The 22,595-nt window shown below is 72.8% G+C and carries 21 protein-coding genes; 16 read left to right on the top strand and 5 right to left on the bottom strand.

The window, feature by feature from the left end; genetic code table 11:
* The first annotated feature begins 29 nt into the window (after nt 1-29).
* Nucleotides 30-779, top strand: coding sequence for a hypothetical protein (locus tag FBY22_RS44030; protein ID WP_160159943.1), 750 nt, complete (start codon nt 30-32; stop codon nt 777-779).
* A gap of 12 nt (nt 780-791) precedes the next feature.
* Here FBY22_RS44030 and FBY22_RS32075 read toward each other — a convergent pair whose 3' ends face one another.
* On the bottom strand, nt 792-1,547 hold the full coding sequence (locus FBY22_RS32075; protein WP_142151471.1) for a hypothetical protein: 756 nt from the start codon (nt 1,545-1,547) through the stop codon (nt 792-794).
* A 60-nt stretch (nt 1,548-1,607) separates the two neighbouring features.
* On the opposite strand from FBY22_RS32075, the gene FBY22_RS32080 reads away from it, so the two are divergent.
* Both FBY22_RS32080 and FBY22_RS32085 read left to right on the top strand, forming a co-directional pair.
* Complete coding sequence (locus FBY22_RS32080; RefSeq protein ID WP_142151472.1) at nt 1,608-2,390, top strand: adenosylcobinamide-GDP ribazoletransferase; 783 nt, start codon at nt 1,608-1,610, stop codon at nt 2,388-2,390.
* 46 nt (nt 2,391-2,436) lie between these two features.
* Entirely contained in the window at nt 2,437-3,042 is a 606-nt protein-coding gene (locus FBY22_RS32085; RefSeq protein ID WP_260845220.1) for an RDD family protein, read from the top strand.
* Here FBY22_RS32085 and FBY22_RS32090 read toward each other — a convergent pair.
* Entirely contained in the window at nt 3,002-3,781 is a 780-nt protein-coding gene (locus tag FBY22_RS32090) for an endo alpha-1,4 polygalactosaminidase (protein WP_142151473.1), read from the bottom strand. The genes FBY22_RS32085 and FBY22_RS32090 overlap by 41 nt on opposite strands.
* Before the next feature lie 293 nt (nt 3,782-4,074).
* Here FBY22_RS32090 and FBY22_RS32095 point away from each other — a divergent pair, with 293 nt between their 5' ends.
* The 8 genes from FBY22_RS32095 to FBY22_RS32130 all read left to right on the top strand — a co-directional run bounded on the left by FBY22_RS32095 (nt 4,075) and on the right by FBY22_RS32130 (nt 15,161).
* Nucleotides 4,075-5,613, top strand: a complete 1,539-nt coding sequence (locus FBY22_RS32095) for a leucyl aminopeptidase (protein WP_142151474.1) — start codon at nt 4,075-4,077, stop codon at nt 5,611-5,613.
* A 244-nt stretch (nt 5,614-5,857) separates the two neighbouring features.
* Nucleotides 5,858-7,246 (top strand): dihydrolipoyl dehydrogenase, encoded by a 1,389-nt coding sequence (gene lpdA, locus FBY22_RS32100; RefSeq protein ID WP_142151475.1) that lies wholly within the window; start codon nt 5,858-5,860, stop codon nt 7,244-7,246.
* 59 nt (nt 7,247-7,305) lie between these two features.
* Complete coding sequence (gene sucB / locus FBY22_RS32105) at nt 7,306-9,108, top strand: 2-oxoglutarate dehydrogenase, E2 component, dihydrolipoamide succinyltransferase (protein ID WP_142151476.1); 1,803 nt, start codon at nt 7,306-7,308, stop codon at nt 9,106-9,108.
* Between the two features lie 203 nt (nt 9,109-9,311).
* The gene (locus tag FBY22_RS32110; RefSeq protein ID WP_142151477.1) at nt 9,312-9,935 is read left to right on the top strand and encodes a GntR family transcriptional regulator; all 624 of its coding nucleotides are present in this window, start codon (nt 9,312-9,314) and stop codon (nt 9,933-9,935) included.
* 250 nt (nt 9,936-10,185) lie between these two features.
* Nucleotides 10,186-12,888 carry a pyruvate dehydrogenase (acetyl-transferring), homodimeric type gene (aceE, locus tag FBY22_RS32115; protein ID WP_142151478.1) on the top strand — a complete coding sequence of 901 codons (2,703 nt, stop codon included), beginning with the start codon at nt 10,186-10,188 and terminating at the stop codon, nt 12,886-12,888.
* A gap of 118 nt (nt 12,889-13,006) precedes the next feature.
* Nucleotides 13,007-13,981, top strand: coding sequence for a YafY family protein (locus FBY22_RS32120; protein WP_142151479.1), 975 nt, complete (start codon nt 13,007-13,009; stop codon nt 13,979-13,981).
* Between the two features lie 56 nt (nt 13,982-14,037).
* Nucleotides 14,038-14,556, top strand: a complete 519-nt coding sequence (locus FBY22_RS32125) for a DUF4240 domain-containing protein (RefSeq protein ID WP_174267387.1) — start codon at nt 14,038-14,040, stop codon at nt 14,554-14,556.
* 62 nt (nt 14,557-14,618) lie between these two features.
* Nucleotides 14,619-15,161, top strand: a complete 543-nt coding sequence (locus FBY22_RS32130; RefSeq protein WP_142151481.1) for a carboxymuconolactone decarboxylase family protein — start codon at nt 14,619-14,621, stop codon at nt 15,159-15,161.
* 4 nt (nt 15,162-15,165) lie between these two features.
* On the opposite strand, the gene FBY22_RS32135 is transcribed toward FBY22_RS32130, so the two are convergent.
* Nucleotides 15,166-15,393, bottom strand: coding sequence for a hypothetical protein (locus FBY22_RS32135; protein ID WP_142151482.1), 228 nt, complete (start codon nt 15,391-15,393; stop codon nt 15,166-15,168).
* 92 nt (nt 15,394-15,485) lie between these two features.
* Here FBY22_RS32135 and FBY22_RS32140 point away from each other — a divergent pair, with 92 nt between their 5' ends.
* A complete protein-coding gene (locus tag FBY22_RS32140; RefSeq protein ID WP_142151483.1) occupies nt 15,486-16,613 on the top strand; it encodes a peptidoglycan bridge formation glycyltransferase FemA/FemB family protein in 1,128 nt (375 codons plus the stop codon).
* A 2-nt stretch (nt 16,614-16,615) separates the two neighbouring features.
* Here FBY22_RS32140 and FBY22_RS32145 read toward each other — a convergent pair whose 3' ends face one another.
* Nucleotides 16,616-17,380, bottom strand: a complete 765-nt coding sequence (locus tag FBY22_RS32145; RefSeq protein ID WP_260845221.1) for a peptidoglycan recognition protein — start codon at nt 17,378-17,380, stop codon at nt 16,616-16,618.
* 840 nt (nt 17,381-18,220) lie between these two features.
* Here FBY22_RS32145 and FBY22_RS32150 point away from each other — a divergent pair.
* Both FBY22_RS32150 and FBY22_RS32155 read left to right on the top strand, forming a co-directional pair.
* Nucleotides 18,221-19,405, top strand: a complete 1,185-nt coding sequence (locus FBY22_RS32150; protein ID WP_142151484.1) for a MarP family serine protease — start codon at nt 18,221-18,223, stop codon at nt 19,403-19,405.
* Nucleotides 19,406-19,461: 56 nt separating this feature from the next.
* A complete protein-coding gene (locus tag FBY22_RS32155; RefSeq protein WP_107416168.1) occupies nt 19,462-19,575 on the top strand; it encodes an LPXTG cell wall anchor domain-containing protein in 114 nt (37 codons plus the stop codon).
* On the opposite strand, the gene FBY22_RS32160 is transcribed toward FBY22_RS32155, so the two are convergent.
* Complete coding sequence (locus tag FBY22_RS32160; protein ID WP_142151485.1) at nt 19,556-20,044, bottom strand: GNAT family N-acetyltransferase; 489 nt, start codon at nt 20,042-20,044, stop codon at nt 19,556-19,558. The two genes, FBY22_RS32155 and FBY22_RS32160, sit on opposite strands and share 20 nt — an antisense overlap.
* Nucleotides 20,045-20,082: 38 nt before the next feature.
* On the opposite strand from FBY22_RS32160, the gene FBY22_RS32165 reads away from it, so the two are divergent.
* Together FBY22_RS32165 and FBY22_RS32170 are read left to right on the top strand one after the other, a co-directional pair.
* On the top strand, nt 20,083-20,979 hold the full coding sequence (locus FBY22_RS32165) for a TIGR01777 family oxidoreductase (RefSeq protein WP_142151486.1): 897 nt from the start codon (nt 20,083-20,085) through the stop codon (nt 20,977-20,979).
* Nucleotides 20,980-21,155: 176 nt separating this feature from the next.
* The gene (locus FBY22_RS32170) at nt 21,156-22,502 is read left to right on the top strand and encodes an NAD(P)/FAD-dependent oxidoreductase (RefSeq protein WP_142151487.1); all 1,347 of its coding nucleotides are present in this window, start codon (nt 21,156-21,158) and stop codon (nt 22,500-22,502) included.
* Nucleotides 22,503-22,595 lie beyond the last annotated feature (93 nt).

Consider the following 22,595-nt stretch of genomic DNA (forward strand, 5'->3'; position numbering starts at 1 on the left):
CGGTAACCGCACAGATGAGGACCATCCGGATGAACAGGCTCGCCCGCTGGGCCCGTGCCGAATGGGGGCTCCTGTACGTCACGGTGCGCGACGCGCTGGTCGGGCGGCGCCTGCGGGCGATCCCGATGACCCTCGGGGCGGTGGCGCTGACGGCGGTCGTGCAGGTCGTGCAGAACCAGTCCTGGGGCTATGGGCCGGTGCAGTACCTCGGGGGCGTGCGGGCCGAGGATCCGCTCCTGCCCGCGCTGCTGCGCACTCCGCTGTCGCTGTTCGTGCCGGCGCTGGATCTGCCCGTGTGGGGCGCCCTGATCCAGATCCTCTTCGTGTTCGGCATCGCGGAGATCTGCCTCGGCCGTCCGCTCACCCTCGTCATCGCCTACGTCGCGACCCTCACCGGGACGCTGTACGCGCGCGCGGGCACCGGGCTGGGCTTCGACAGTCCGCTCGGGCTGCCCGCCTCGGACGCCGGCGTCGTGGACACCGGCCCGTCGGCGGCCGTGGTGGGCCTCGCCGTGTTCCTCGGCTGGCGCTACGGCGCCCGCCGCACGGCCGGTGCGGTGGCCGCGGCGATGGCGGTGGAGGTGATGCTCAAGGGCAACCTCGCGGGCAAGGAGCACCTCGCGGCGATCGCGGCGGTGGCCGCGCTGATCGCCGTCTCGCGCCTACGACGGTCCCGTCGCCGTCGCCCGAGCCCACTGGCGGTTCCGGGTGGTTGCTCCTCCGCCCCCGACCCGCACCGTTCGGCGCCGGTCCCGGTGACCGCTCGCGCCAGGCGCTGACGCGTCCCGGCCTCAGTGCGGCGGCAGCGCCTGGGGGTCGGGTTTTCCGCCGATCAGGTCCTGGAACCTGCGGCGGGGGCCCGCCCAGCGGCGGTCGTGGCGGTAGGCGCGCAGGGTGGCTCTGGCCCGGGCCTTGGGGCGACGCCGGTAGAAGCGGCGAGCCCAGGGGGAACCGGGGCGGGCCAGGCGGACGAGGCCGATCAGGCCGACGAGCGGCACGATCACGCTGAAGATCGCCATGCGGGCCTTGCCCTTGCTCAGGACGGCGAGCGCGAACAGGAAGTTGACGGCGACCGTCGAGATGACGCCGCCGCGGTCGTGCAGTTCCTGCCGGCTCATGTCGTTGACCCCGAACGGCGAGAAGCCGGCGAGGACCAGTCCGACCAGGGCCGCCGTGAGGGCCACGATCTCGACGCTCTTGCGGCCCTCCTCGGTCCAGTAGACGTCGTCGAGGTGCAGGATCAGCGCGAACTCGTCGAGGACCAGCCCGGCGCCGACGCCGAACAGCACCGCGCAGACGGCCGTGCCGAACCCGTGCCGGTCGCTGGCGACCGCGCCGAAGCCGCCGACGATGGTGAGCACGACCCCGGGGACGACGTGGTGGATGTGCACCCCGCCCGCCTTGACGTTGCCGAAAGGGCCCTTGCCCGCCCGGATGAGGCGGGTGATGACGCGGGTGACGAGGAACGTCAGCACGAAAGCCGTGAGCGCGAGAAGCAGCGGCAGTTTGCCCGGCTCGATGATGTTGCGCTGCAACCAATGTCCCATATGTGCACTTTATTCGCAGGTGCCTCGGCCGCCCTCCCGACCGCCGGGTAACCTGCGCCGGTGCCCAAGACCCCACCCCTCGACGGCCTCCGCTTCGCCTTCGGCACCCTCACCGTGCTCCCGGTGAAGGTGACCCGCTGGGACCGCGAGGCGGCCCGCGCCGGCATGCTGTGCGCCCCGGTGGCCGGCCTGGTCGTCGGCGGCTGCGCGGCCCTGGCCGGCCTCCTGCTGCTGGTGCTCGGCGCGGGGGCGCTGCTCGCCGCCGTCGCCTCCGCCGCCGTACCCGCCGTACTGACCCGGGGGCTGCACCTCGACGGGCTCGCGGACACCGCGGACGGCCTCGGCAGCGGCAAGCCGGCGGAGGACGCGCTGCGCATCATGAAGCAGTCCGACATCGGGCCCTTCGGGGTCATCACCCTCGTCTTCGTGCTGCTCGCCCAAGTGGCCGCGCTGGCCCAGGCCTACGGCGGTTCGTGGGGGCGGGGCGCGCTGGCCGCCGTCGTCTCGGCGGCCGCGGCCCGGCTGGCGCTCACCCTGGCGGCGCGGACCGGGGTGCCGGCCGCGCGCCCGGAGGGGCTGGGCGCGGCGGTCGCGGGCGTGGTGCCGGTGCGGGGCGCGGCGGCGGTGGCGGCGGCCGTGACCGTGGCGGCGGCCGCGGGGGCGCTGCTCGGGTCGTACGACGCGGTGCGCGCGGCGGCCGCGGTGCTCGCCGCGCTCGCCGTCGCCGAAGTCCTCCTGCGGCACTGCACGCGCCGCTTCGGCGGTGTGACCGGCGATGTGTTCGGAGGGCTGGCCGAGACGGCGGCGACGGTGTCGCTGCTGGTGCTGTCGCTGGGGCAGTAGTCTCTTCCGCCGTACACGGACAAGAGATCGTGATCGGGGGGCGTTCGTGCCGAAGCTTCGTCGTGCCGTGGCCTGGTTCATCGACTTTTCGCTGGTGCTGGCGCTGGCGACCGGGCTGGCGGTCCTCACCTTCCACCGTTTGACCGCGCTCGTCACCGACGTGCCCGATCTGGCCACCCACGGCGGCCTCGACCTGCTGACCTCGCGCGGCGACGTCATCGGCGCCTCGGAGCACCTCGGTCTGTCGCTGTGGAACCAGGCGGTCCTCGACGTGGAGGAGGCCTTCGGGGCGCTGATCCTGGCGACCTTCCTCTACCAGTGGGGCTGTCTCGCACTGGCCGGCCGGACCGTCGGCAAGGGACTGCTCGGGCTGCGGATCGCCCCGGTCGCCGCGCGGCACGCCGCGGTCCGCGCCGCCGTCACCACGGCCGCGGACATCGCGATCTACGCCGTGGCCTGCGTGCTGCTGGTCGAGGGGTACTTCGTGGCCTCGGTAATGGTGTGGGCGCTCGCGGTCATCGTGTTCCTCCTCAACGCCCTTCCCGTGCTCGCCCCCACGCGGCGCTCCATCGCCGACCGCGTCGCCGGCACGACGGTGACCGGGCTGGGGATCAGCACGCCCGCCGCCACACCCCCAGTTCGTACTTCTTGAGCATCGAGCTCAGTCGCAGGCGGCGGGACTGCGCGCAGAACCGGCTGGTCGGCAGTTCGTACTCCACGTGGAAGACGGCCTTGTCCGCCTCGACGAAGGGCTTGAGGGCCGCGCACTCGCCGTACTGGGCGCACTGTTCGTTGACCGCGAAGTCGAAGTCCTTCACCAGCCGCGGGATCTGGTCGAGGTCGTTCTTCAACCCGACGGCCATGCCCCGGTCGTGGGCCAGCCTCGCGAGCAGCCGGTTGTAGCGGAGCTGGTCGGCGGCGGTGAGGCGGAAGCCGGTGGTGTTGCGGTAGCCGTCCATGTTGTCCGGCTCCACCGCGTCGAAGCCCTTGTCGCGGCACATGTCGAGACGGGCCGCAATGAGCGGCTCCAGGACCTTCGTGCGGCGGATGTCGAGCCAGCGCTCGCCCTTCCAGCCGTTGCCCCTGCCGATCACCGAGCGGGGGAACTTCTTCGCGTCGGGCCGCCAGTCCTCCCAGGCGCCGGTGGACAGGTAGCAGATGACCTTGCGGCCCTTGCGGTGCAGGGCGGCGACCGTGGCCGCGGACTGGTCGAAGCCGTCGATGTCGTAGACCGGGGCGTCGACGGAGGTGTCGATCCGGCCGCTGAGCTGCCACTGCCAGGCCACCCCGGGGTGCGGCCGCCAACGCGGGGCGGACGCCACGGAGTCGGAGTCGGTGGTGCAGCCCGCCAGCAGCAGGAGCAGGGCGAGCAGCAGGGTCGGTCGTCTCAACGGACTGGCTCCAGGGTGGGGGACGGCGTCCCCCAAGGATGAACACCCCAGGAATGACGCGGGCGATGGGGTGCCAGGACCGGGAAATGACCACGGCGCGGCCCACAGGTGAATGCGCCCGGGCATGAGCGAACGCGCGCCACGCGCGTAGGCTCGTCCGCAGTGTTCGACGCACCGGGGAAGGCCCCGCGGAAACCGCACCCTGCCGCCGCATCTAGGGTCGGCTGTCGGGCCCGGTCGACCCACACGTATCGGCCACTGGAACTTCACATCGGAAGCGAGATTTCACCACCGTGACTGCTCTCACTCTCAGCACCGCCGCGGCGCCCGGCCTGCGGGCCGACGCGATCGTCGTCGGTGTCGCCAAGGGCGCCGCCTCCAGGTCCGGGGACCTCGTCGTCGCACCCGGCGCCGAGGCCGTGGACAAGGCCTACGACGGCAGGCTCGCCGGCGTCCTGGAAACCCTCGGTGCCTCCGGCGCCGAGGGCGAGGTGACGAAGCTGCCCGCACCGTCCGGCTTCAAGGCCCCGCTGGTCGTGGCGGTCGGCCTGGGCGCCGAGCCCGAGAAGGACGCCGGCTACGACGGGGAGGCCCTGCGCAAGGCCGCCGGCGCCGCCGCCCGTGCGCTGGCCGGCACCAAGAAGGCCGCCTTCGCGCTGCCGGTCGGCGACGCATCCGACCTCGGCGCGATCGGCGAGGGCGTACTGCTGGGCGCGTACTCCTTCGACTCCTACAAGGAGAACGGCAAGCCCGCCAAGGACAAGAACGGCAAGGCGCCGCTCGCCGAGGCCACACTGCTCGGCGGCAAGCCGCGGGACGCCGCGCACAAGGCGGCGCTCGCCCGTGCCGTCGCCGTCTCCGAGGAGCTCAACCGCGCCCGTGACCTGATCAACACCCCGCCCAACGACCTCAACCCCGAGTCGTTCGCCGCGATCGCGCAGGCGGCGGCCAAGGAGCACGGCATCAAGGTGCAGGTGCTCGACGTGAAGGCGCTGGAGAAGGGCGGCTACGGCGGCATCCTCGGCGTCGGCGTCGGCTCCGCCGCGGGGCCGCGGCTGGTGAAGCTGTCGTACACCTCCTCCAAGGCGAAGAAGCACCTGGCGCTCGTCGGCAAGGGCATCACCTACGACTCGGGCGGCATCTCGCTGAAGCCGGCCGGTCACAACGAGACCATGAAGTGCGACATGAGCGGTGCGGCTGCGGTCTTCGCGGCCGTGGTCGCGGCCGCGCGTCTGGGCCTCGAGGTGAACGTCACCGGCTGGCTGGCGCTGGCCGAGAACATGCCTTCGGGTTCCGCCACCCGCCCCGGTGACGTGCTGCGCATGTTCAGCGGCAAGACGGTGGAGGTCCTCAACACCGACGCCGAGGGCCGCCTGGTCCTCGCCGACGCGCTGTGGGCGGCCTCGCAGGAGAAGCCGGACGCCATCGTGGACGTCGCGACCCTCACCGGCGCGATGGTGCTGGCGCTGGGCAGCCGGACCTTCGGGATCATGGCGAACGACGACGCCTTCCGCACGGCGGTGCACGAGGCCGCCGAGGAGGTCGGCGAGCCGGCGTGGCCGATGCCGCTGCCCGAGCACCTGCGCAAGGGCATGGACTCCCCCACCGCCGACATCGCCAACATGGGCGAGCGGATGGGCGGCGGCCTGGTCGCCGGTCTGTTCCTGCGCGAGTTCGTGGGCGAGGGCATCACCTGGGCCCACCTGGACATCGCGGGCCCGGCCTTCAACGAGGGCGGCCCGTTCGGGTACACGCCGAAGGGCGGTACGGGTACGGCGGTTCGCACGCTGGTCCGGCTCGCGGAGCTGACGGCCTCCGGCGACCTGGGCTGATGTCGCGGTGAGGGAAGGGGGCTCCGCGCGCGGGTAGGGCGGAGCCCCCTTTTCCACGGTTGCTCAAACGAACGTGGGACGTCTCACACACCGGCCCGGCGTCTCGTTCACCTCCGACAAGTGCGAAGATGGGCCACGGCAGGACAGGGCCCCCACCACAGGGCCGAAGAAAGAGCGGCCGGACACCAGCCGCCGCCCGGTCAGGGTTGACCGGCGTACGGCGCACATGCATGGAGGACGTGACGTGGCGAACGACGCCAGCACCGTTTTCGACCTAGTGATCCTCGGCGGTGGTAGTGGCGGTTACGCCGCGGCCCTGCGCGGGGCGCAGCTGGGCCTGGACGTCGCCCTGATCGAGAAGGACAAGGTCGGCGGTACCTGCCTGCACCGGGGTTGCATCCCCACCAAGGCCCTGCTGCACGCGGGCGAGATCGCCGACCAGGCCCGCGAGAGCGAGCAGTTCGGCGTCAAGGCCACCTTCGAGGGCATCGACGTCCCCGCCGTCCACAAGTACAAGGACGGTGTCGTCGCCGGCCTGTACAAGGGCCTGCAGGGACTCATCGCCTCCCGGAAGGTGACGTACATCGAGGGCGAGGGCCGCCTGTCCTCCCCCACCTCCGTCGACGTCAACGGCCGGCGCGTCCAGGGCCGCCACGTCCTGCTGGCGACCGGCTCCGTGCCGAAGTCGCTGCCGGGTCTGGAGATCGACGGCAACCGGATCATCTCCTCCGACCACGCCCTCGTCCTGGACCGCGTGCCGAAGTCCGCGATCATCCTGGGCGGCGGTGTCATCGGCGTCGAGTTCGCCTCCGCGTGGAAGTCCTTCGGGGCTGACGTCACCGTCATCGAGGGCCTCAAGCACCTCGTCCCGGTCGAGGACGAGAACTCTTCGAAGCTTCTTGAGCGCGCGTTCCGCAAGCGCGGCATCAAGTTCAACCTCGGCACCTTCTTCCAGAAGGCCGAGTACACCCAGGACGGCGTCAAGGTCACCCTCGCCGACGGCAAGGAGTTCGAGGCCGAGTACCTGCTCGTCGCCGTCGGCCGCGGCCCGGTCTCGCAGGGCCTCGGCTACGAGGAGCAGGGCGTCGCGATGGACCGCGGCTACGTCCTGGTCGACGAGTACATGCGCACCAACGTCCCGACGATCTCCGCCGTCGGTGACCTCGTCCCGACGCTCCAGCTCGCGCACGTGGGCTTCGCCGAGGGCATCCTGGTGGCGGAGCGTCTGGCCGGTCTGAAGACCGTCCCGATCGACTACGACGGTGTCCCTCGCGTCACCTACTGCCACCCGGAGGTCGCCTCCGTGGGCATCACCGAGGCCAAGGCCAAGGAGATCTACGGTGCGGACAAGGTCGTCGCTCTGAAGTACAACCTGGCGGGCAACGGCAAGAGCAAGATCCTGAACACCGCGGGCGAGATCAAGCTCGTCCAGGTCAAGGACGGTGCCGTGGTCGGCGTCCACATGGTCGGCGACCGCATGGGCGAGCAGGTCGGCGAGGCCCAGCTGATCTACAACTGGGAGGCGCTGCCGGCCGAGGTCGCGCAGCTCATCCACGCCCACCCGACGCAGAACGAGGCGATGGGCGAGGCCCACCTGGCCCTGGCCGGCAAGCCCCTGCACTCGCACGACTGACCCTCGGTCGACGAAGCGACGACTCAGACTTCCGCAATTCGTAAGGAGCAACCGAAACCATGGCGGTTTCCGTAACCCTTCCGGCGCTCGGCGAGAGCGTCACCGAGGGCACTGTCACCCGGTGGCTGAAGGCCGAGGGTGAGCGTGTCGAGGCCGACGAGCCGCTGCTCGAGGTCTCGACCGACAAGGTCGACACCGAGATCCCCTCGCCCGCCGCCGGTGTGCTGGCCTCCATCAAGGTCGCCGAGGACGAGACCGTCGAGGTCGGCGCCGAGCTGGCCGTCATCGACGACGGCACCGGCGCACCCGCCGCCGCCCCGGCCCCGGCCGCCGAGCCCGCCGCGGCTCCGGAGCCGGCCGCTGCCGCCCCGTCCACCGAGCAGGCCGCCCCGGCTCCGGCGCCCACCGCCGAGGCCGCGTCCGGCGGCGGTTCCGCCGAGGGCACGGACGTCGTCCTGCCCGCGCTCGGCGAGTCCGTCACCGAGGGCACCGTCACCCGCTGGCTGAAGTCGGTCGGCGACTCCGTCGAGGCCGACGAGCCGCTGCTCGAGGTCTCCACGGACAAGGTCGACACCGAGATCCCGGCGCCCACCTCCGGTGTGCTGCTGGAGATCGTGGTCGGCGAGGACGAGACCGCCGAGGTCGGCGCCAAGCTCGCCGTCATCGGCGCCCCGGGTGCGGCTCCGGCCGCTGCCCCGGCCCCCGCCGCACCGGCTCCCGCCGCCGCTCCGGCTCCGGCCGCCCCCGCGGCTCCGGCGCCCGCTCCGGCCGCCCCGGCGCCGCAGGCCCCGACGGCTCCGGCTCCGCAGCAGGTCACGACCCCGGCCCCCGAGCCGGTCCCGGCCGCTCCGGCGCCCGCCCCGGCTCCGGCTCCCGCCCCGGCCGCGGCGTCCGCCGCCGCTCCGGCCGCCGCCCAGGCGACCGACGAGGGCGCCTACGTCACCCCGCTGGTGCGCAAGCTCGCGTCCGAGCACGGCGTCGACCTGGCCGGCGTCAAGGGCACCGGCGTCGGCGGCCGCATCCGCAAGCAGGACGTCATGGCCGCAGCCGAGGCCGCCAAGGCCGCCGCCGCGGCTCCGGCGCCCGCCGCCGCTGCCGCCCCGGCCGCCGCCAAGAAGGCGCCGTCCCTGGAGGCCTCCCCCCTGCGTGGCCAGACCGTCAAGATGCCGCGCATCCGCAAGGTCATCGGCGACAACATGGTCAAGGCGCTGCACGAGCAGGCGCAGCTGTCCTCGGTCGTCGAGGTCGACGTCACGCGTCTGATGAAGCTGCGCGCCCGGGCCAAGGACGCGTTCGCGGCTCGCGAGGGCGTCAAGCTCTCCCCGATGCCGTTCTTCGTCAAGGCCGCGGCCCAGGCGCTGAAGGCACACGCCCCGATCAACGCCAAGATCAACGAGGCCGAGGGCACGATCACCTACTTCGACACCGAGAACATCGGTATCGCGGTGGACTCCGAGAAGGGCCTGATGACCCCGGTCATCAAGCACGCCGGCGACCTCAACATCGCGGGCATCGCCAAGGCCACGGCGGAGCTGGCGGGCAAGGTCCGCGGCAACAAGATCACCCCGGACGAGCTGTCCGGCGCGACCTTCACCATCTCCAACACCGGTTCGCGCGGCGCGCTCTTCGACACGATCATCGTGCCGCCGGGCCAGGTCGCGATTCTCGGCATCGGTGCCACGGTCAAGCGCCCGGCGGTCATCGAGACCGAGGAGGGCACGGTCATCGGCGTCCGCGACATGACCTACCTGACCCTCTCCTACGACCACCGTCTGGTGGACGGCGCCGACGCGGCCCGTTACCTGACCGCGGTCAAGGCGATCCTGGAGGCCGGCGAGTTCGAGGTCGAGCTCGGGCTGTAAGGCACAGGGTTCGTACGACGGCGCCCCCGCCCGGAGCTCTCCGGGCGGGGGCGCCGTCGTACCGGCGGAGCGCCACCGCGCGACAGCCCTTCCGGCAAGGCGTGTAAGTCTCGTCTCACCTGCACGAAAGCGCCCCCGTGCGCCTCTCCCGAAAGCGCTCACGGCCTTATTGTCTAAACGTCGAACGCCCTTAAGGAGCTCTCATGACCGCGCCCGTCGTCCACTCGCTGCGCGAACAGATCCGCGAGCACATCGTGGAGGGGATCGTCAGCGGGCGCTGGAAGCCGGGCGAGCGGATCGTGGAACGCCGTATCGCCACCGAGCTGGAGGTCAGCCAGACGCCGGTGCGGGAGGCGCTGCGCGAGCTGGAGTCGCTGCGGCTGATCGAGTCCGCGCCGAACAAGGGCGTCCGGGTGCGGAATCTGACGGCGGCCGACCTGGAGGAGAGCTACCCGGTCCGGGCCGGCCTGGAGGCGATCGCGGCGGAGCTGGCGGCGGAGAAGCTGGCGCAGGACTGCTCGGCGCTGGAGCCACACGTGGCCGCGCTGTACGAGGCGGACCGCGCGGCGGACGGCACGGGCCAGGTGCGGCACACGGTGGCCTTCCACCGCGAGCTGGTGCGGGCGGCGGGCAACTCCGTGCTGCTGCACACCTGGGAGGGCCTGGGCATCGAGGTCTTCACGGCACTGTCGATCCGCTGGCTGGGGACCGTTCAGCAGTCGTACGCGGAGGAGCACGAGGAGCTGGTGCAGGCGTTCCGCAGGCGGGACCCGAGGATCGCGGAACTCGTCAAGGCACACGTGCTGGGCTGCGCTCCGCGAGCCTGAGCGCAGCACCGCTCACCTGCGAAAACCCGGGAAATGCGCGGCACCGGGTGCCTGCCCGAAAGACACCCCGTGCCTACTTTCTCGGAATCGAGAAGTTTTGCCCCTGAACCCTTTGATCGATCATCGATCAGGGAGTTATTGTCGCCGACGGGCCTGAACCGAGGCCCCGCGCCCTGTCCTGCCAAAGACAAAGGGCACCCCCGAACCCTTACCGATGAGGGAACCCCCTTCGACTGAGGAAGGCGGCGACATGACCGACCCCAACGCCATCCAGCCGAGCGAGCTCGACCAGCTCCCCGACCGGGACCCGGAGGAGACCGCCGAATGGCAGGCCTCCCTGGACGCGGTCGCCAAGGCGGCCGGCCCGCACCGCGCCGCGTACCTGATGCGCCGCACGCTGGAGAGGGCCGAGGGCACCGGCATCGCGCTGCCCAAGCTCCTCGAGACCGACTACGTCAACACCATCCCCACCGCCGCCGAGCCGGCCGTGCCCGGTGACGAGGCGATGGAGCGCCGTATCACCGCGTGGAACCGCTGGAACGCGGCCGCGATGGTGACCCGGGGCAGCAAGTACGGCGTCGGCGGCCACATCGCCACCTTCGCCTCCGCGGCCTGGCTCTACGAGACCGGCTTCAACCACTTCTTCCGCGGCAAGGAGGCCGACGGGTCGGGCGACCAGCTCTACATCCAGGGCCACGCCTCCCCCGGCATCTACGCCCGCGCCTTCCTCGACGGCCGACTGAACGAGTCGCACCTGGACAACTTCCGCCGCGAGTCCGGCGGCGACGGCCTGCCGTCCTACCCGCACCCCCGCCGCCTGCCCTGGCTGTGGGAGTTCCCGACGGTGAGCATGGGCCTCGGCCCCCTCTCCGCCATCTACCAGGCCCGCTTCAACCGGTACCTGACCGCGCGCGGCATCAAGGACGTCTCCGACTCCCACGTGTGGGCCTTCCTCGGCGACGGCGAGATGGACGAGCCCGAGTCGACGGCGGCGCTCGCGCTCGCCTCCCGCGAGGGCCTGGACAACCTGACCTTCGTCATCAACTGCAACCTGCAGCGCCTCGACGGCCCGGTCCGCGCCAACTTCAAGATCGTGCAGGAGCTGGAGGCCCAGTTCCGCGGCGCCGGCTGGAACGTCGTGAAGTCGCTGTGGGGCTCGGCCTGGGACGAGCTGTTCCAGCTCGACACCACCGGCGCGCTCGTACGCCGGCTGCGCGAGGTACCGGACGCCCAGGTGCAGACGTACCAGACGCGGGACGCGGCCTACATCCGCGAGGACTTCTTCGGCAAGGACCCGGCGCTCGCCGAGATGGCGAAGCTGCTGAGCGACGACAAGATCCTCGAGTGCTTCCACCTCTCCCGCGGCGGCCACGAGTCCCGCAAGGTCTACGCGGCGTACAAGGCGGCCGTCGAGTTCAAGGGCGCCCCGACCGTGATCCTGGCCCAGACCGTCAAGGGGCACACCCTCGGTGAGGGCTTCGCGTCGAAGAACGCCAACCACCAGATGAAGAAGCTGTCGGTGGACGAGTTCAAGGCGATGCGGGACCTGCTCGAACTGCCCATCTCCGACAGCCAGTTCGTCGACGGCGTGGTCCCCTACGGCCACCCCGGCGCCGACTCCCCCGAGGTGCGCTACCTCCAGGAGCGCCGCGCGGCCCTCGGCGGTCCCGCCCCGGCCCGCCGGGTGCACCCGGTGGCCCCGTTGCCGGCCCCCGCCGAGAAGGCCTTCGCCGCCTTCGACAAGGGCTCCGGCTCCCAGAACGTGGCCACCACCATGGCCTTCGTCCGTCTGGTCAAGGACCTGGTCCGCGACAAGGAGACCGGCAGGCGCTGGGTGCCGATCGTGCCCGACGAGGCGCGCACCTTCGGCATGGAGAGCCTGTTCCCGTCCCTCGGGATCTACTCCCCCAAGGGCCAGACGTACGAGCCGGTCGACCGCGACCAGCTGATGTACTACAAGGAGGCCAAGAACGGCCAGATCCTCAACGAGGGGATCACCGAGGCCGGTTCGATGGCCGACTTCATCGCCGCGTCCACCGCGTACGCGACGCACGGCGAGGCGATGATCCCGTTCTACATCTTCTACTCGATGTTCGGCTGGCAGCGCACCGCCGACCAGATGTGGCAGCTCGGCGACCAGCTCGGCCGCGGCTTCCTGGTCGGCGCCACGGCGGGCCGCACCACGCTGACGGGCGAGGGCCTGCAGCACGCCGACGGCCACTCCCCGGTGATCGCGGCGACCAACCCGGCCGCCCTCACCTACGACCCGGCATTCGCGTACGAGGTGGCGACGATCGTCAAGGACGGTCTGCGCCGCATGTACGGCGAGGCGGCCCCGGGCGAGGACCAGAACGTCTTCTACTACCTGACCGTCTACAACGAGCCGCTGCCCCAGCCGGCCAAGCCCGCCGTCGCAGGTGTCGACGAGGGCATCGTCAAGGGCCTGTACCGCTTCAACACGGCGGAGTCGGCGGGCCTGTCGCCGGTGGCCAACGCCCCGCGCATCCAGCTGCTGGGCTCCGGCACGGCGATCCACTGGACGCTCCAGGCGCAGAAGCTGCTGGCCCAGGAGTGGGGCGTCGCCGCCGACGTCTGGTCCGCCACCTCCTGGACCGAGCTGCGGCGTGACGCGCTGGAGGCCGACGAGGCACTTCTGCGCGGCGAGGAGCGCGTCCCCTATGTCCGCCAGGTGCTGCACGGCGCCGAGGGCCCGGTCCTCGCGGTGTCCGACTACATGCGCCAGGTCCCGGACCAGATCGCGCAGTGGGTCGAGCAGGACTGGTCCTCGCTGGGCGCGGACGGCTTCGGCCTCTCCGACACCCGCGAGGGCGCCCGCCGGCACTTCGGCGTCGACGCCGAGTCGATCGTCGTGGCGGCGCTGGCCCAGCTGGCGCGGCGCGGCGAGGTGAAGGCCACGGCCGTGAAGGAAGCCCGGGAGAAGTACGGGCTGTAGTTCGGCCGCGGATGAGTGGAGGCTGGTCGCGCGGTTCCCCGCGCCCCCGAAAGGGGCGCGGGGAACCGCGCGACCAGCCGTGTAAGGCCCGCACCCGGCGACGCACGATGATGACCCCATGCGCGCTGCCCGCCTCATCAAGATGGTGCTGCTCCTGCAGTCCCGCCCGTCCATGACCGCCGCCGAGCTCGCGCGGGAGCTGGAGGTGTCCGAGCGGACCGTGACGCGGGACGCGCAGGCGCTGTCGGAGGCGGGGGTGCCGGTGTACGCGGACCGGGGGCGCGCGGGCGGCTACCGGCTGATCGGCGGGTACCGGACCCGGCTGACCGGGCTGGCCCGCTCGGAGGCCGAGGCGCTGTTCCTGTCCGGGGTGCCGGGCGCGCTGCGCGAGATGGGGCTGGAGGACGCCGCCTCCGCCGCCCGGCTGAAGGTCTCGGCGGCCCTCCTGCCGTCGCTGCGGGATGCCTCCCGCACCGCGGCCCAGCGCTTCCACCTGGACGCCCCGAACTGGTTCACCGAGCCCGAGACGCCCGCCCTGCTGCCCGCCGTGGCGGACGCGGTGTGGGACGACCGGAGGATCACCGCGCGCTACCGCGGCCGGGACGCCGAGGTGGAGCGGACACTGGAGCCGTACGGGCTCGTGCTCAAGGCGGGGGTCTGGTACCTGTGCGCGCGGGTCGCGGAGCGGGGCACCTACCGGGTGTACCGGATCGACCGCTTCACGGCCGTCGACGGCGGCGGGGAGCGCTTCCAGCGTGACGAGGAGTTCGACCTGCCGGCCTTCTGGGACGAGCGGGCGGAGCAGTTCGCGCGGTCGATCCTGCGCGCCGAGGTCGTCGTACGGCTGACGGAAGCAGGGGCGCGAGCGCTTCCGTACGTCGTCGACCCCGCGTCCGCGCGGGAGGCGCTGGCGGCCGCCGGCACCCCCGGCGCGGACGGCTGGGTCACGGTGACCCTGCCGGTGGAGTCCGAGGAGGTCGCCCACTCGCAGCTCGCGGGGCTGGGACCGGAGGTGGAGGTGCTGGCGCCGCCGCGCCTGCGGGAGCGGTTCGCGGGCGACGCCGCACGACTCGCCGCCCTGTACGGGACATAACAATCCGCCGCACTCCACGTGCGCCCCACCCGCCCAGGGCCGATGCTGTACCCGTGATGGACGAGACGGAGTTCTGGGAGCTGGTGGACGCCACCCGCGAGGCCGCCGAGGGCGACCCCGAGGAGCAGGCGGACCTGCTCGTGGACCGGCTTCTCCAGCTGGAGCCCGAGATGGTCCTCGACTTCGCCCGTCACTTCGAGGCCCGCTACAACCGCGCCTACACCTGGGACCTGTGGGGCGCGGCCGCCGTGCTGCTGAACGGGGCAGGCGACGACACCTTCGACTTCTTCCGCTGCTGGCTGATCGGCCAGGGCCGGGAGGTGTACGAGAGCGCCGTGCACCACCCCGAGGCGCTGGCCGACCTCCTGGACGATTTCGACGAGGAGCTGGACGGCGACGGGGAGGAGCTGGGGTACGCGGCCGATGAGGCGTACGAGCAGCTCACCGGGACGGTGGCGCCCGACCTCGGCATCGCGCCGGCGCCTCCCGAGCCGGAGGGGACGCCGGTCGACCTGGAGGACGACCGGGCGCTGGCGGAGCGGTATCCGAAACTGTGGGAACGGTTCAAGGACTGACGAACTGTGGCGAGGTTCCGGGGACCGCCCTCCGGCACCTGCCATCCGTAGCGAGGGGGACCATGGCACGCATCCCGTACCCGGAACGTCCGGCCGACGGCGTCGCGAAACTGCCCGTGCCGCTGAACGCCTTCCGCATGCTCTCGCACGCCCCGCCGCTGACGGACACGGCGATCGAGATGGGCCTGGCCGTACTGCGCGAGTCGACCCTGCCGGTCCGGCTGCGTGAGTTGGTGGTGCTGGCCGTGGCGGCCGGCACGGAGTGCGAGTACGAGGCCGTCCAGCACGGTCCGGTCGCGCTCGCCTCGGGTGTGACGCCCGAGCAGCTGGCGGCGATCTCCGAACGGCGCTCGGCGGGCCGGGAGTTCGACGAGACGGAGTCGGCGGCGCTGACCGCGGCCTTCGAGCTGGTGTCCCGGTACACCCTGTCCGAGGCCACGCTGACCGCGCTGCGCGCCCGCTTCACCGACCGGCAGGTCGTCGAGATCGTCACGACCACCGGCTACTACGTCATGCTCGCGGGCCTGATGAACGGGCTCGGGGTGGACGTCGACCCGTCCGGGGAGCGGTTTCTGGGACTGGTCGGGGACGACCGCCCGCGGTAGCGGCTCAGAGCGCGGCGGTACGCCTGCGGGATGAGTCCGAGGGGATGTAGGCGTGCGTCTGGTCCGCGACCGCGTGGTGCAGCGGGGCCGCGTTGGCCTGGTCGAGCGCGGACGCGGTGACGGCCGCCGGGCCGAGGACGACGGCGGCGGCCGCGCAGAGCGCGGCCCACGGGCCGAACATGCCCTTGGTCCGGCCTTCGGTCTTGTGCGTGGCGATGCTGTGACTGTTCACTTCTTCCCCACCTTCAGTCAGTGCGTGTGCATGACGATAGGGACGGTGCCTCAGGACGATCCGTGAGGCGGCTGGGAGAAACCTGTGAGGCCATGAGCAGCCCGTACGTGAGGGAGTTGACGCGCGAGGAGCATCTCGCGCACCTGCGGCTGCACCCGGACGCGAGCCATCTGCAGATCCCCGAGTGGGGCGACGTGAAGCCCGACTGGGTGGCGGAGAGCGTCGGCTGGTTCGAGGGGAAGCTGCTCGTCGCGGCGGCGCTGGTGCTGTACCGGCCGCTGCCCGGGACGCGCCGTTTCCTCGCCTACCTCCCCGACGGGCCCGCGATCGACTGGTCGGACCCGCGGCTGGAACGCTGGCTGGATCCGCTCGTCGCCCACCTGGAGGAGCGCGGGGCGTTCGCGGTGCGGATCGGGCCGCCGCTCGTCGTACGGCACTGGGAGGCGGGCACCGTCACCGCGGGGATCGCCGACCCCGGGGTACGGCATCTGCGCGATCTGCCGGCCGCCGGCATCGACGGGTTCGCGCTGGACGCCGCCGAGCGGCTGGGGCGGCTGGGGTGGCGGCGGTGCGAGGAGGGCGACGGCAGCGGGTTCGGGCTGGGGCAGCCCCGCTACGGCTTCCGGATCCCGCTCGCCGGGCGGTCGGCGCAGGACCTGCGGCAGGGCCTCGCCCCGCACTTCGAGCAGGCGTTGGGCACGGCGGAGCGGGCGGGCGTGCGGGTCTCCTGGGGCACGGGCGCCGACCTGTCCGACTTCCACCGCCTGTACGTCGCGACTGCCGCCCGCGACGGCTTCCGGGCCCGTCCGCCGGAGTACTTCCGGCGCATGTGGAAGGCGCTCAACGCCGAGGACGACGACCGGCTGCGCATCTACCTCGCCGAGTACGACGGTTTCGTGCTCTCCGCGGCCCTCATGATCAACGTCGGTCCCCGGTCCTGGCACTCCTACCCCGCCTCCGGTCGCCAGGGGCGTGAACTGCGGCCCAGCAGCGCCCTGTTGTGGCGCATGCTGTGCGACGCGCGGGCGGCGGGCGCCGACGTCTACGACCTGCGCTCCATCACCCCCGTCCTCACCGACGGCCGGCTGCTGGGGCGGCTGCGCTTCAAGGCGGGCACCGGCGGGCGGGCCGTGGAGTACCTCGGCGAGTGGGAACGGCCGGTGGGCGGCCAGGGGAAGGTGCTGCAGCGGGCGGTGCGGGTGTATCTCGGGCGGCGGTGACGCTACGGCGTCCGGCCCTGGAGCCGGGCCGCCAGGTCCCTGATCGCCGGGAGGCGGGCGGTGAGGGCGACGCCGGGGCAGGAGGTCATGTAGCCGTCGTTGTGGCCCGCCAGGGCGGGGAGGCTGGCCGTGGTGCCCGCTCTGTAGCGGCTGAGGCTGTTGCTGGAGGTCAGCCGGACCCGGGAGCGGGGGTCGATGTCGGCCAGGCCGAGTTTCCAGGCGGCGAGCGCGGCGATCGCGTCGGTCATGGCCTTGGGGACGGGGACGCCCGCGGTGAACGTGCCGAGGGCAGCGATTCCTGCGGTGCGGTGGTTGAAGCCCTGGGTGTGGGCACCGGTGACGGGGCGGTCGACGCCGCCCGCGCGGCCCTCGTAGATGGTGCCGCAGCGGTCGACGAGGAAGTTGTAGCCGATGTCGTCCCAGCGGCGGGCGCCGGTCTGGCCGGCGTAGAGGTAGCGGATGATGCGGGGCGCGTCGGCGCAGGCGTAGCCGTTGGGCGAGTCGGTGTGGTGGATGAAGACGGAGACGACCTTGTCGTCGTAGCGCGGGGGCGGCTGCACGTGCCGGGCGAGGTCGTCGAGCCAGACGGAGCGCGGCACGATGCGGGGCCTGGCGGCGGTGTGCGCGGTGGGCACCGGGCGGGGCGGGGCGGGCCGGAGGGGGCGTCCGGCGTTCGCGTGCTGGACCCCGTCCACACAGAGCACCAGCCCGAGCACCCCGGAGAGCCCGATGAAACAGGCGGCCCCCACCCGAGCGACCCGCGGCACCCGACCCCCCCTCCGCACCCCACGACACCCGACCGGCGCCCCGCGTCCACCCGACAGCCCCGGCACAACCACACCCCCGACCACCCCGGCCCCGCCCGACACCTCGCTCCCGACCACCCCGGCCCCGCCGGACACCTCGCTCCCGACCGCCCCGGCCGCCCCGGCCTCCGCCGCCGGACCGCCGCTTGCGGCCACCGGGGCATCCACCACCGGCTCCTCCCTCCCGGCAGACCCGGCCGCCTCAGCCACCGGACCAGCGTGCGGTCCGTCCTTCCCGGCAGGGCCGGCCGCCCCAGCCACCGGGACAGCGTGCGGTCCGTCCTTCCCGGCAGGCCCGGCCGCCCCAGCCACCGGGCCGGCGTGCAGCCCGTCCCTCCCAGCTGACCTGGCCGTCTCCGCCGCCGGGCCGGCGGGCGGTCCTTCCGTTCCCGGCGGGGTGGCTGTCTCCGCCGGTAACGGGGTGTCGGGCGGCGTGTTGCTGTCGCGTCGTGCCGCTTCCCGTGCCGTCGTTCTGCTTGCGCGCAGCGCCGTCGTGCCGGTGTGCAGGGCCTGCAGCAGGCGCTGCAGCCGCGGTGGGCGCGGCGCCCGGGTTCGGGGCAGCGTGGCGCGTATGCGCGCTGTGCGTCGGCTTCGAGGTGCCCGCGATCTTCGGACCCGCATGGGTCCACTCTCGGCCGGAAAGGCTTCGCCCGCGATGTGTGCTGTGCCACCCGGTGGAACCATCCTCCTGGTCCGTGACGTTTTTCCGGGTGGAGGGGACGGGGGAGGGACACGCACACGCACGACTGATCATCGGGACCGTCCCGCGCGTACTAAGGGGTCTGAGAGAAAGGCGGCTCTGTGGACCTGCTCGACATCCTGCTGATGCTGGTGGTTCTGGCCTACGCGGCATCCGGCTACCGGCGGGGCCTGGTCGCCGGTTGTGTCTCGCTCGCCGGTTTCGTCGGCGGAGCCGTCGTCGGCGTGTGGGTGCTGCCCTGGATGATGGACCTGGTGACGGCGGGGACGACCCGGGCGACGGTCACCGCGGTGCTGACCGTGCTGGTCCCGGCGGTGGTGGGACACGAGCTGGCCGGGCGGCTGGCGCTCAGGCTGCGGCGGGAGCTGGACCGGGGGTCGCTGCGGGTGGCCGACGGCATCGGCGGCGCCGCGGCCAACTCGGTCGCCGTGTTGATCGTGGCCTGGGTCGCCGCGAGCGTGGTCGGCGTCTCCTCGTCGCCGCTGGTCACGACCGCGATCCGGGACTCCACCCTGCTCGGCGCCGTGCAGAACCTGATGCCCGACACCACTCCGACCTGGTTCTCCCGGGCCACCTCAGCGCTGACCCAGGCGGGCTTCCCGCAGGTCTTCAACCCGTTCGAGAACGAGTCGACGGCCCGGGTGGCCAAGCCGACCGGCGACAGCGTCACGGCCGCCGCCACCAGCGCGGCCAAGCTCAGCACGGTGAAGATCGAGGGTGTCTCCGGCAACCAGGGCCGCGAGGGCAGCGGGTTCGTGTACGCGCGCGAGCACGTGATGACGAACGCGCACGTGGTGGCCGGCATCGACCACCCGACCGTGCGCATCGGCGGGGTCGGGCAGTCGTACGACGCCCAGGTGGTGCTGTTCGATCCCGACAAGGACGTGGCCGTGCTGTACGTGCCCGGTCTCAGGGCGCCGGTGCTGAGGTTCGACGGCGGTGCCGAGCGGGGCGACTCGGCGGTGGTCGCCGGCTATCCGCAGGACGGCGACCTCGACCTGCAGGCGGCGACGGTCGCGAGCCGTGTCGACGCCACCGGTCAGAACATCTACGGCGACGCCACGGTGACCCGCGAGATCTACTCGATCCGCTCCACGGTCCGCCCCGGCAACTCCGGTGGGCCCCTGCTGACCACGGACGGCCGGGTGTTCGGCGTCGTCTTCGCCCGTTCGACCTCCGACGGCGAGACCGGCTACGTGCTGACGGCGGGCGAGGTCTCCTCCGACGCCCGGCGCGCGGCGGGGTCGACGGCGGCGGTGGACACGGGCGATCTGGTGACGTCGTAGCGCGGTCCGCTGCCCGATGATGGAGGGCCGGTCCCCCACCCCCGCCGGAGGCTGCCGTGCCCGTCTTCTTCCTGATCTCCCTGCTGGTGGCGGGAGGCGCGCTCTTCCTGGTCGTCCGCAGGCGCCGCGAGGCGGCCAACCGCGATCAGGTCAGAGACTGCACCCCATGAGGACGTCGTCCACGTACGCGCCCTCCAGCAGGAACTCGCCGGGCAGTACGCCCTCCACCACGAAGCCCTCGGTCTCGTAGAGCCTGCGGGCCGGGGTGTTGTGCCCGAGGACGCGCAGGGTGAGCCGGCGGGCGCCCTGTCTGCGGGCCTCCTCCCGCACGGCGCGCAGCAGCGCCCGCCCGACGCCGGTGCCGCGCGCCTCCTCGGCGACGGCGAGTCCCTGGATCTGCCGGACGTGGGAGTTGCAGGCCAGCGGGGTCGGATAGGCCAGCCGGACGTAGCCGACGACCGTGCCGTCGAGTTCGGCGACCAGGTGGTCGCGGGGGCCGAACCGCTCGTTGTAGAAGGGCTCGTACGGCGGCCGGGGCCGTGGCTGTACGGAGTGCAGCGGGGACCAGGTGACGCGGTCGAGGCGGCCCAGTGTCTCCTCGTCGTCGAGCGTGGCATGACGTATGTGCGGAACGGCCATGACGGCCACCTTATGAGCCTCCTGGGGAGAATGAGCGCATGGAACGATCCCGAATCGCTGTGGCCGGTGCGTCCGGACTGATCGGCGGCGCCCTGGCGCGGTCCCTGAAGGCGGACGGGCACGAGGTGGTGCGGCTGGTGCGCCGCGCGGCCCGTGCCGAGGACGAGGTGTGCTGGGACCCCGAGGGGCGGTATGTGGACGCGGCCGGGCTGGCCGGGTGCGACGTCGTGGTCAACCTCGCCGGGGCCGGGGTCGGCGACCGGCGCTGGACGGACGCGTACAAGGAGCGGATCCGCAACGGCCGGGTGCTCGGCACGGCGGCGCTGGCCGAGGCGATCGCGGGGCTGGAGAACGGGCCGCGGGTGTTCGTGAACGGCAGCGCGATGGGGATCTACGGCGAGACCGGCGACCGGGCCGTCGACGAGAGCGCGCCGCCCGGCCGGGGGTTCCTGCCGGAGCTGTGCGTGGAGTGGGAGGCGGCGGCGGCGCCCGCGCAGGAGGCGGGCGTGCGGACCGTGTTCACGCGGACGGGTCTGGTGGTGTCCGGGCAGGGCGGCGCCTGGGGGCGTCTGTTCCCGCTGTTCAAGGCGGGACTCGGGGGGCGGATGGGCGACGGGCGGCAGTACTGGTCGTACATCTCGCTGCACGACGAGGTGGCCGCGATCCGGTATCTCATCGACACCGACGGGCTGTCCGGGCCGTTCAACCTGACGGCCCCGAACCCGCTGACGAACCGTGAGATCACCGCGGCCATGGGGCGCGTGCTGCACCGGCCGACGTTGTTCCCGGTGCCGGCGCAGGTGTTGCGGACCGTGCTCGGCGAGATGGCCGGGGACGTGCTGGGCAGTGCGCGGGTGCTGCCGAAGCGGCTGCTGGAGTCGGGCTTCACGTTCACGTATCCGGAGATCGAGCAGGCGATCCGCGCCGCCCTGTGAGCGCCACCCTGCGCAGCCACGACGTGACCGCATGCGACCGTTGTGCGACCGTGCCCTGTTCATGCGCGACTGCCCTTGACCGATCGCGGCCCTAACCTCGACCCGAACTCGGGTATTCCTGGAGCCCGTTGGGGGCATGACGTCTCCACCGGCCGCGCAACCTCGAGGAGGGGCACGTGCTTGAGCCCGCGTACCAGGCTGACGTCGTGATCGTGGGGGCCGGGGTGGCCGGCCTCTCCGCGGCGCATCGGCTGACCAGCGCAGGAGTGACGACCGCGGTCCTGGAGGCCGCCCCGTGTGCGGGGGGCCGGATGTCGACCGAGAAGGTCGACGGATTCCGGCTCGACCGCATCGGGCAACTGCTGTCGACGGCGTATCCGGAACTACGGCTGACCCCCGGCCTCGACGCCCTCGTGCTGCGCCCGTTCGCGCCGGGCGTCCTGCTGCACAGCGACGGGCGGCACCACCGCGCCGGGGCGGTGGCGAGCGCGGGGGGCGCACGGGGCGCACTTCATGCCGTACGCGCCCTGGCGAGCGCCCCTCGCACTACGGGCACGCCACGGGCGAGCGCCCCGCTGGGCACCGCCGTCGACCAGGCCCGGCTCGGCGCGGCGCTCACCCGGCTCGCGGCCATGCCGGTGGAACGGCTGCTGTCCCGGCCCGAGTTGCCCGCCCGCCAGGCCCTGGCCGCGCGCGGTGTGCCCGTCCGTACCGTGGACGGCTTCCTGCGTCCGCTGCTCGCGGCCCTGCTGTGCGACCCGGAGCTGACGACGTCCAGCCGGTGCGCGGATCTCGCGCTGCGCTCGTTCGCGGCCGGGCGGCTGTGCGTGCCCGAGGGCGGCGCCGAGATGCTGCCGGAGCTGCTGCGCCGGGCGCTGCCGCCGGGCACCGTGCACACCGGGGTCCGGGTGACCTCGGTCTCCACCAACGCGGTGACCACCGCCGAGCACGGCGAGATCCGCTGCCGGGCGGTGCTGCTGGCGACGGACGCGCGGGCCGCCGCCGACCTGCTGCCGGGCCTGCGCGTCCCGGACTTCCACCGGCTGACGGTGGTCCACCACTCGGCGGACGAGGCGCCGGCGACGGGCGCCTCGCTGCTGCTGGACGCCGACCGCGGCGGACCGGTCGCGCACACTGCGGTGGTCAGCGCGGTGGACCCGAGCCGGGCCCCGGCGGGCCGGGCCCTGATCTCCTCCACGATCCTGGGGCCGCCCCCGGCCGACCTCGACACCGCCGTCCGTATGCACCTGTCGCGGCTCTACGGCACCTCGACCCGCCGCTGGGAGACCCTCGCCGTCCACCACACCGCCGAGGCCGTCCCGGCCATGCGCCCGCCGCACGACCTGCGCCGCCCGGTGCGCCTGCTGGCCGGCCTGTACGTGTGCGGCGACCACCGGGACACCAGCACCGTCCAGGGAGCCCTGCACTCGGCCCACCGGGCGACGACGGCGATCCTGACGGACCTGGGAGCGGCGACCCCGATGCACAGGTCCGACCCCCTCCCGACAACCCAGGCCGCGTAGGGCGCCCCGAAAAGGGGCGCGGGGAACTGCGCGACCAACCCACACGACGCCGCACCCGGCACACCACACCCGCCGTCACCGCGCGACCCCCGC

The organism is Streptomyces sp. SLBN-31, assembly GCF_006715395.1.
GTDB lineage: Bacteria > Actinomycetota > Actinomycetes > Streptomycetales > Streptomycetaceae > Streptomyces.

Bases quoted from the DNA above. Each gene is read 5' to 3' on its own strand.
- FBY22_RS44030 (WP_160159943.1), top strand. From the start codon at position 30: ATGAACAGGCTCGCCCGCTGGGCCCGTGCCGAATGGGGGCTCCTGTAC.
- FBY22_RS32075 (WP_142151471.1), bottom strand. From the start codon at position 1,547: ATGGGACATTGGTTGCAGCGCAACATCATCGAGCCGGGCAAACTGCCG.
- sucB (WP_142151476.1), top strand. From the start codon at position 7,306: ATGGCGGTTTCCGTAACCCTTCCGGCGCTCGGCGAGAGCGTCACCGAG.
- FBY22_RS32110 (WP_142151477.1), top strand. From the start codon at position 9,312: ATGACCGCGCCCGTCGTCCACTCGCTGCGCGAACAGATCCGCGAGCAC.
- aceE (WP_142151478.1), top strand. From the start codon at position 10,186: ATGACCGACCCCAACGCCATCCAGCCGAGCGAGCTCGACCAGCTCCCC.
- FBY22_RS32120 (WP_142151479.1), top strand. From the start codon at position 13,007: ATGCGCGCTGCCCGCCTCATCAAGATGGTGCTGCTCCTGCAGTCCCGC.
- FBY22_RS32125 (WP_174267387.1), top strand. From the start codon at position 14,038: ATGGACGAGACGGAGTTCTGGGAGCTGGTGGACGCCACCCGCGAGGCC.
- FBY22_RS32130 (WP_142151481.1), top strand. From the start codon at position 14,619: ATGGCACGCATCCCGTACCCGGAACGTCCGGCCGACGGCGTCGCGAAA.
- FBY22_RS32140 (WP_142151483.1), top strand. From the start codon at position 15,486: ATGAGCAGCCCGTACGTGAGGGAGTTGACGCGCGAGGAGCATCTCGCG.
- FBY22_RS32160 (WP_142151485.1), bottom strand. From the start codon at position 20,044: ATGGCCGTTCCGCACATACGTCATGCCACGCTCGACGACGAGGAGACA.
- FBY22_RS32165 (WP_142151486.1), top strand. From the start codon at position 20,083: ATGGAACGATCCCGAATCGCTGTGGCCGGTGCGTCCGGACTGATCGGC.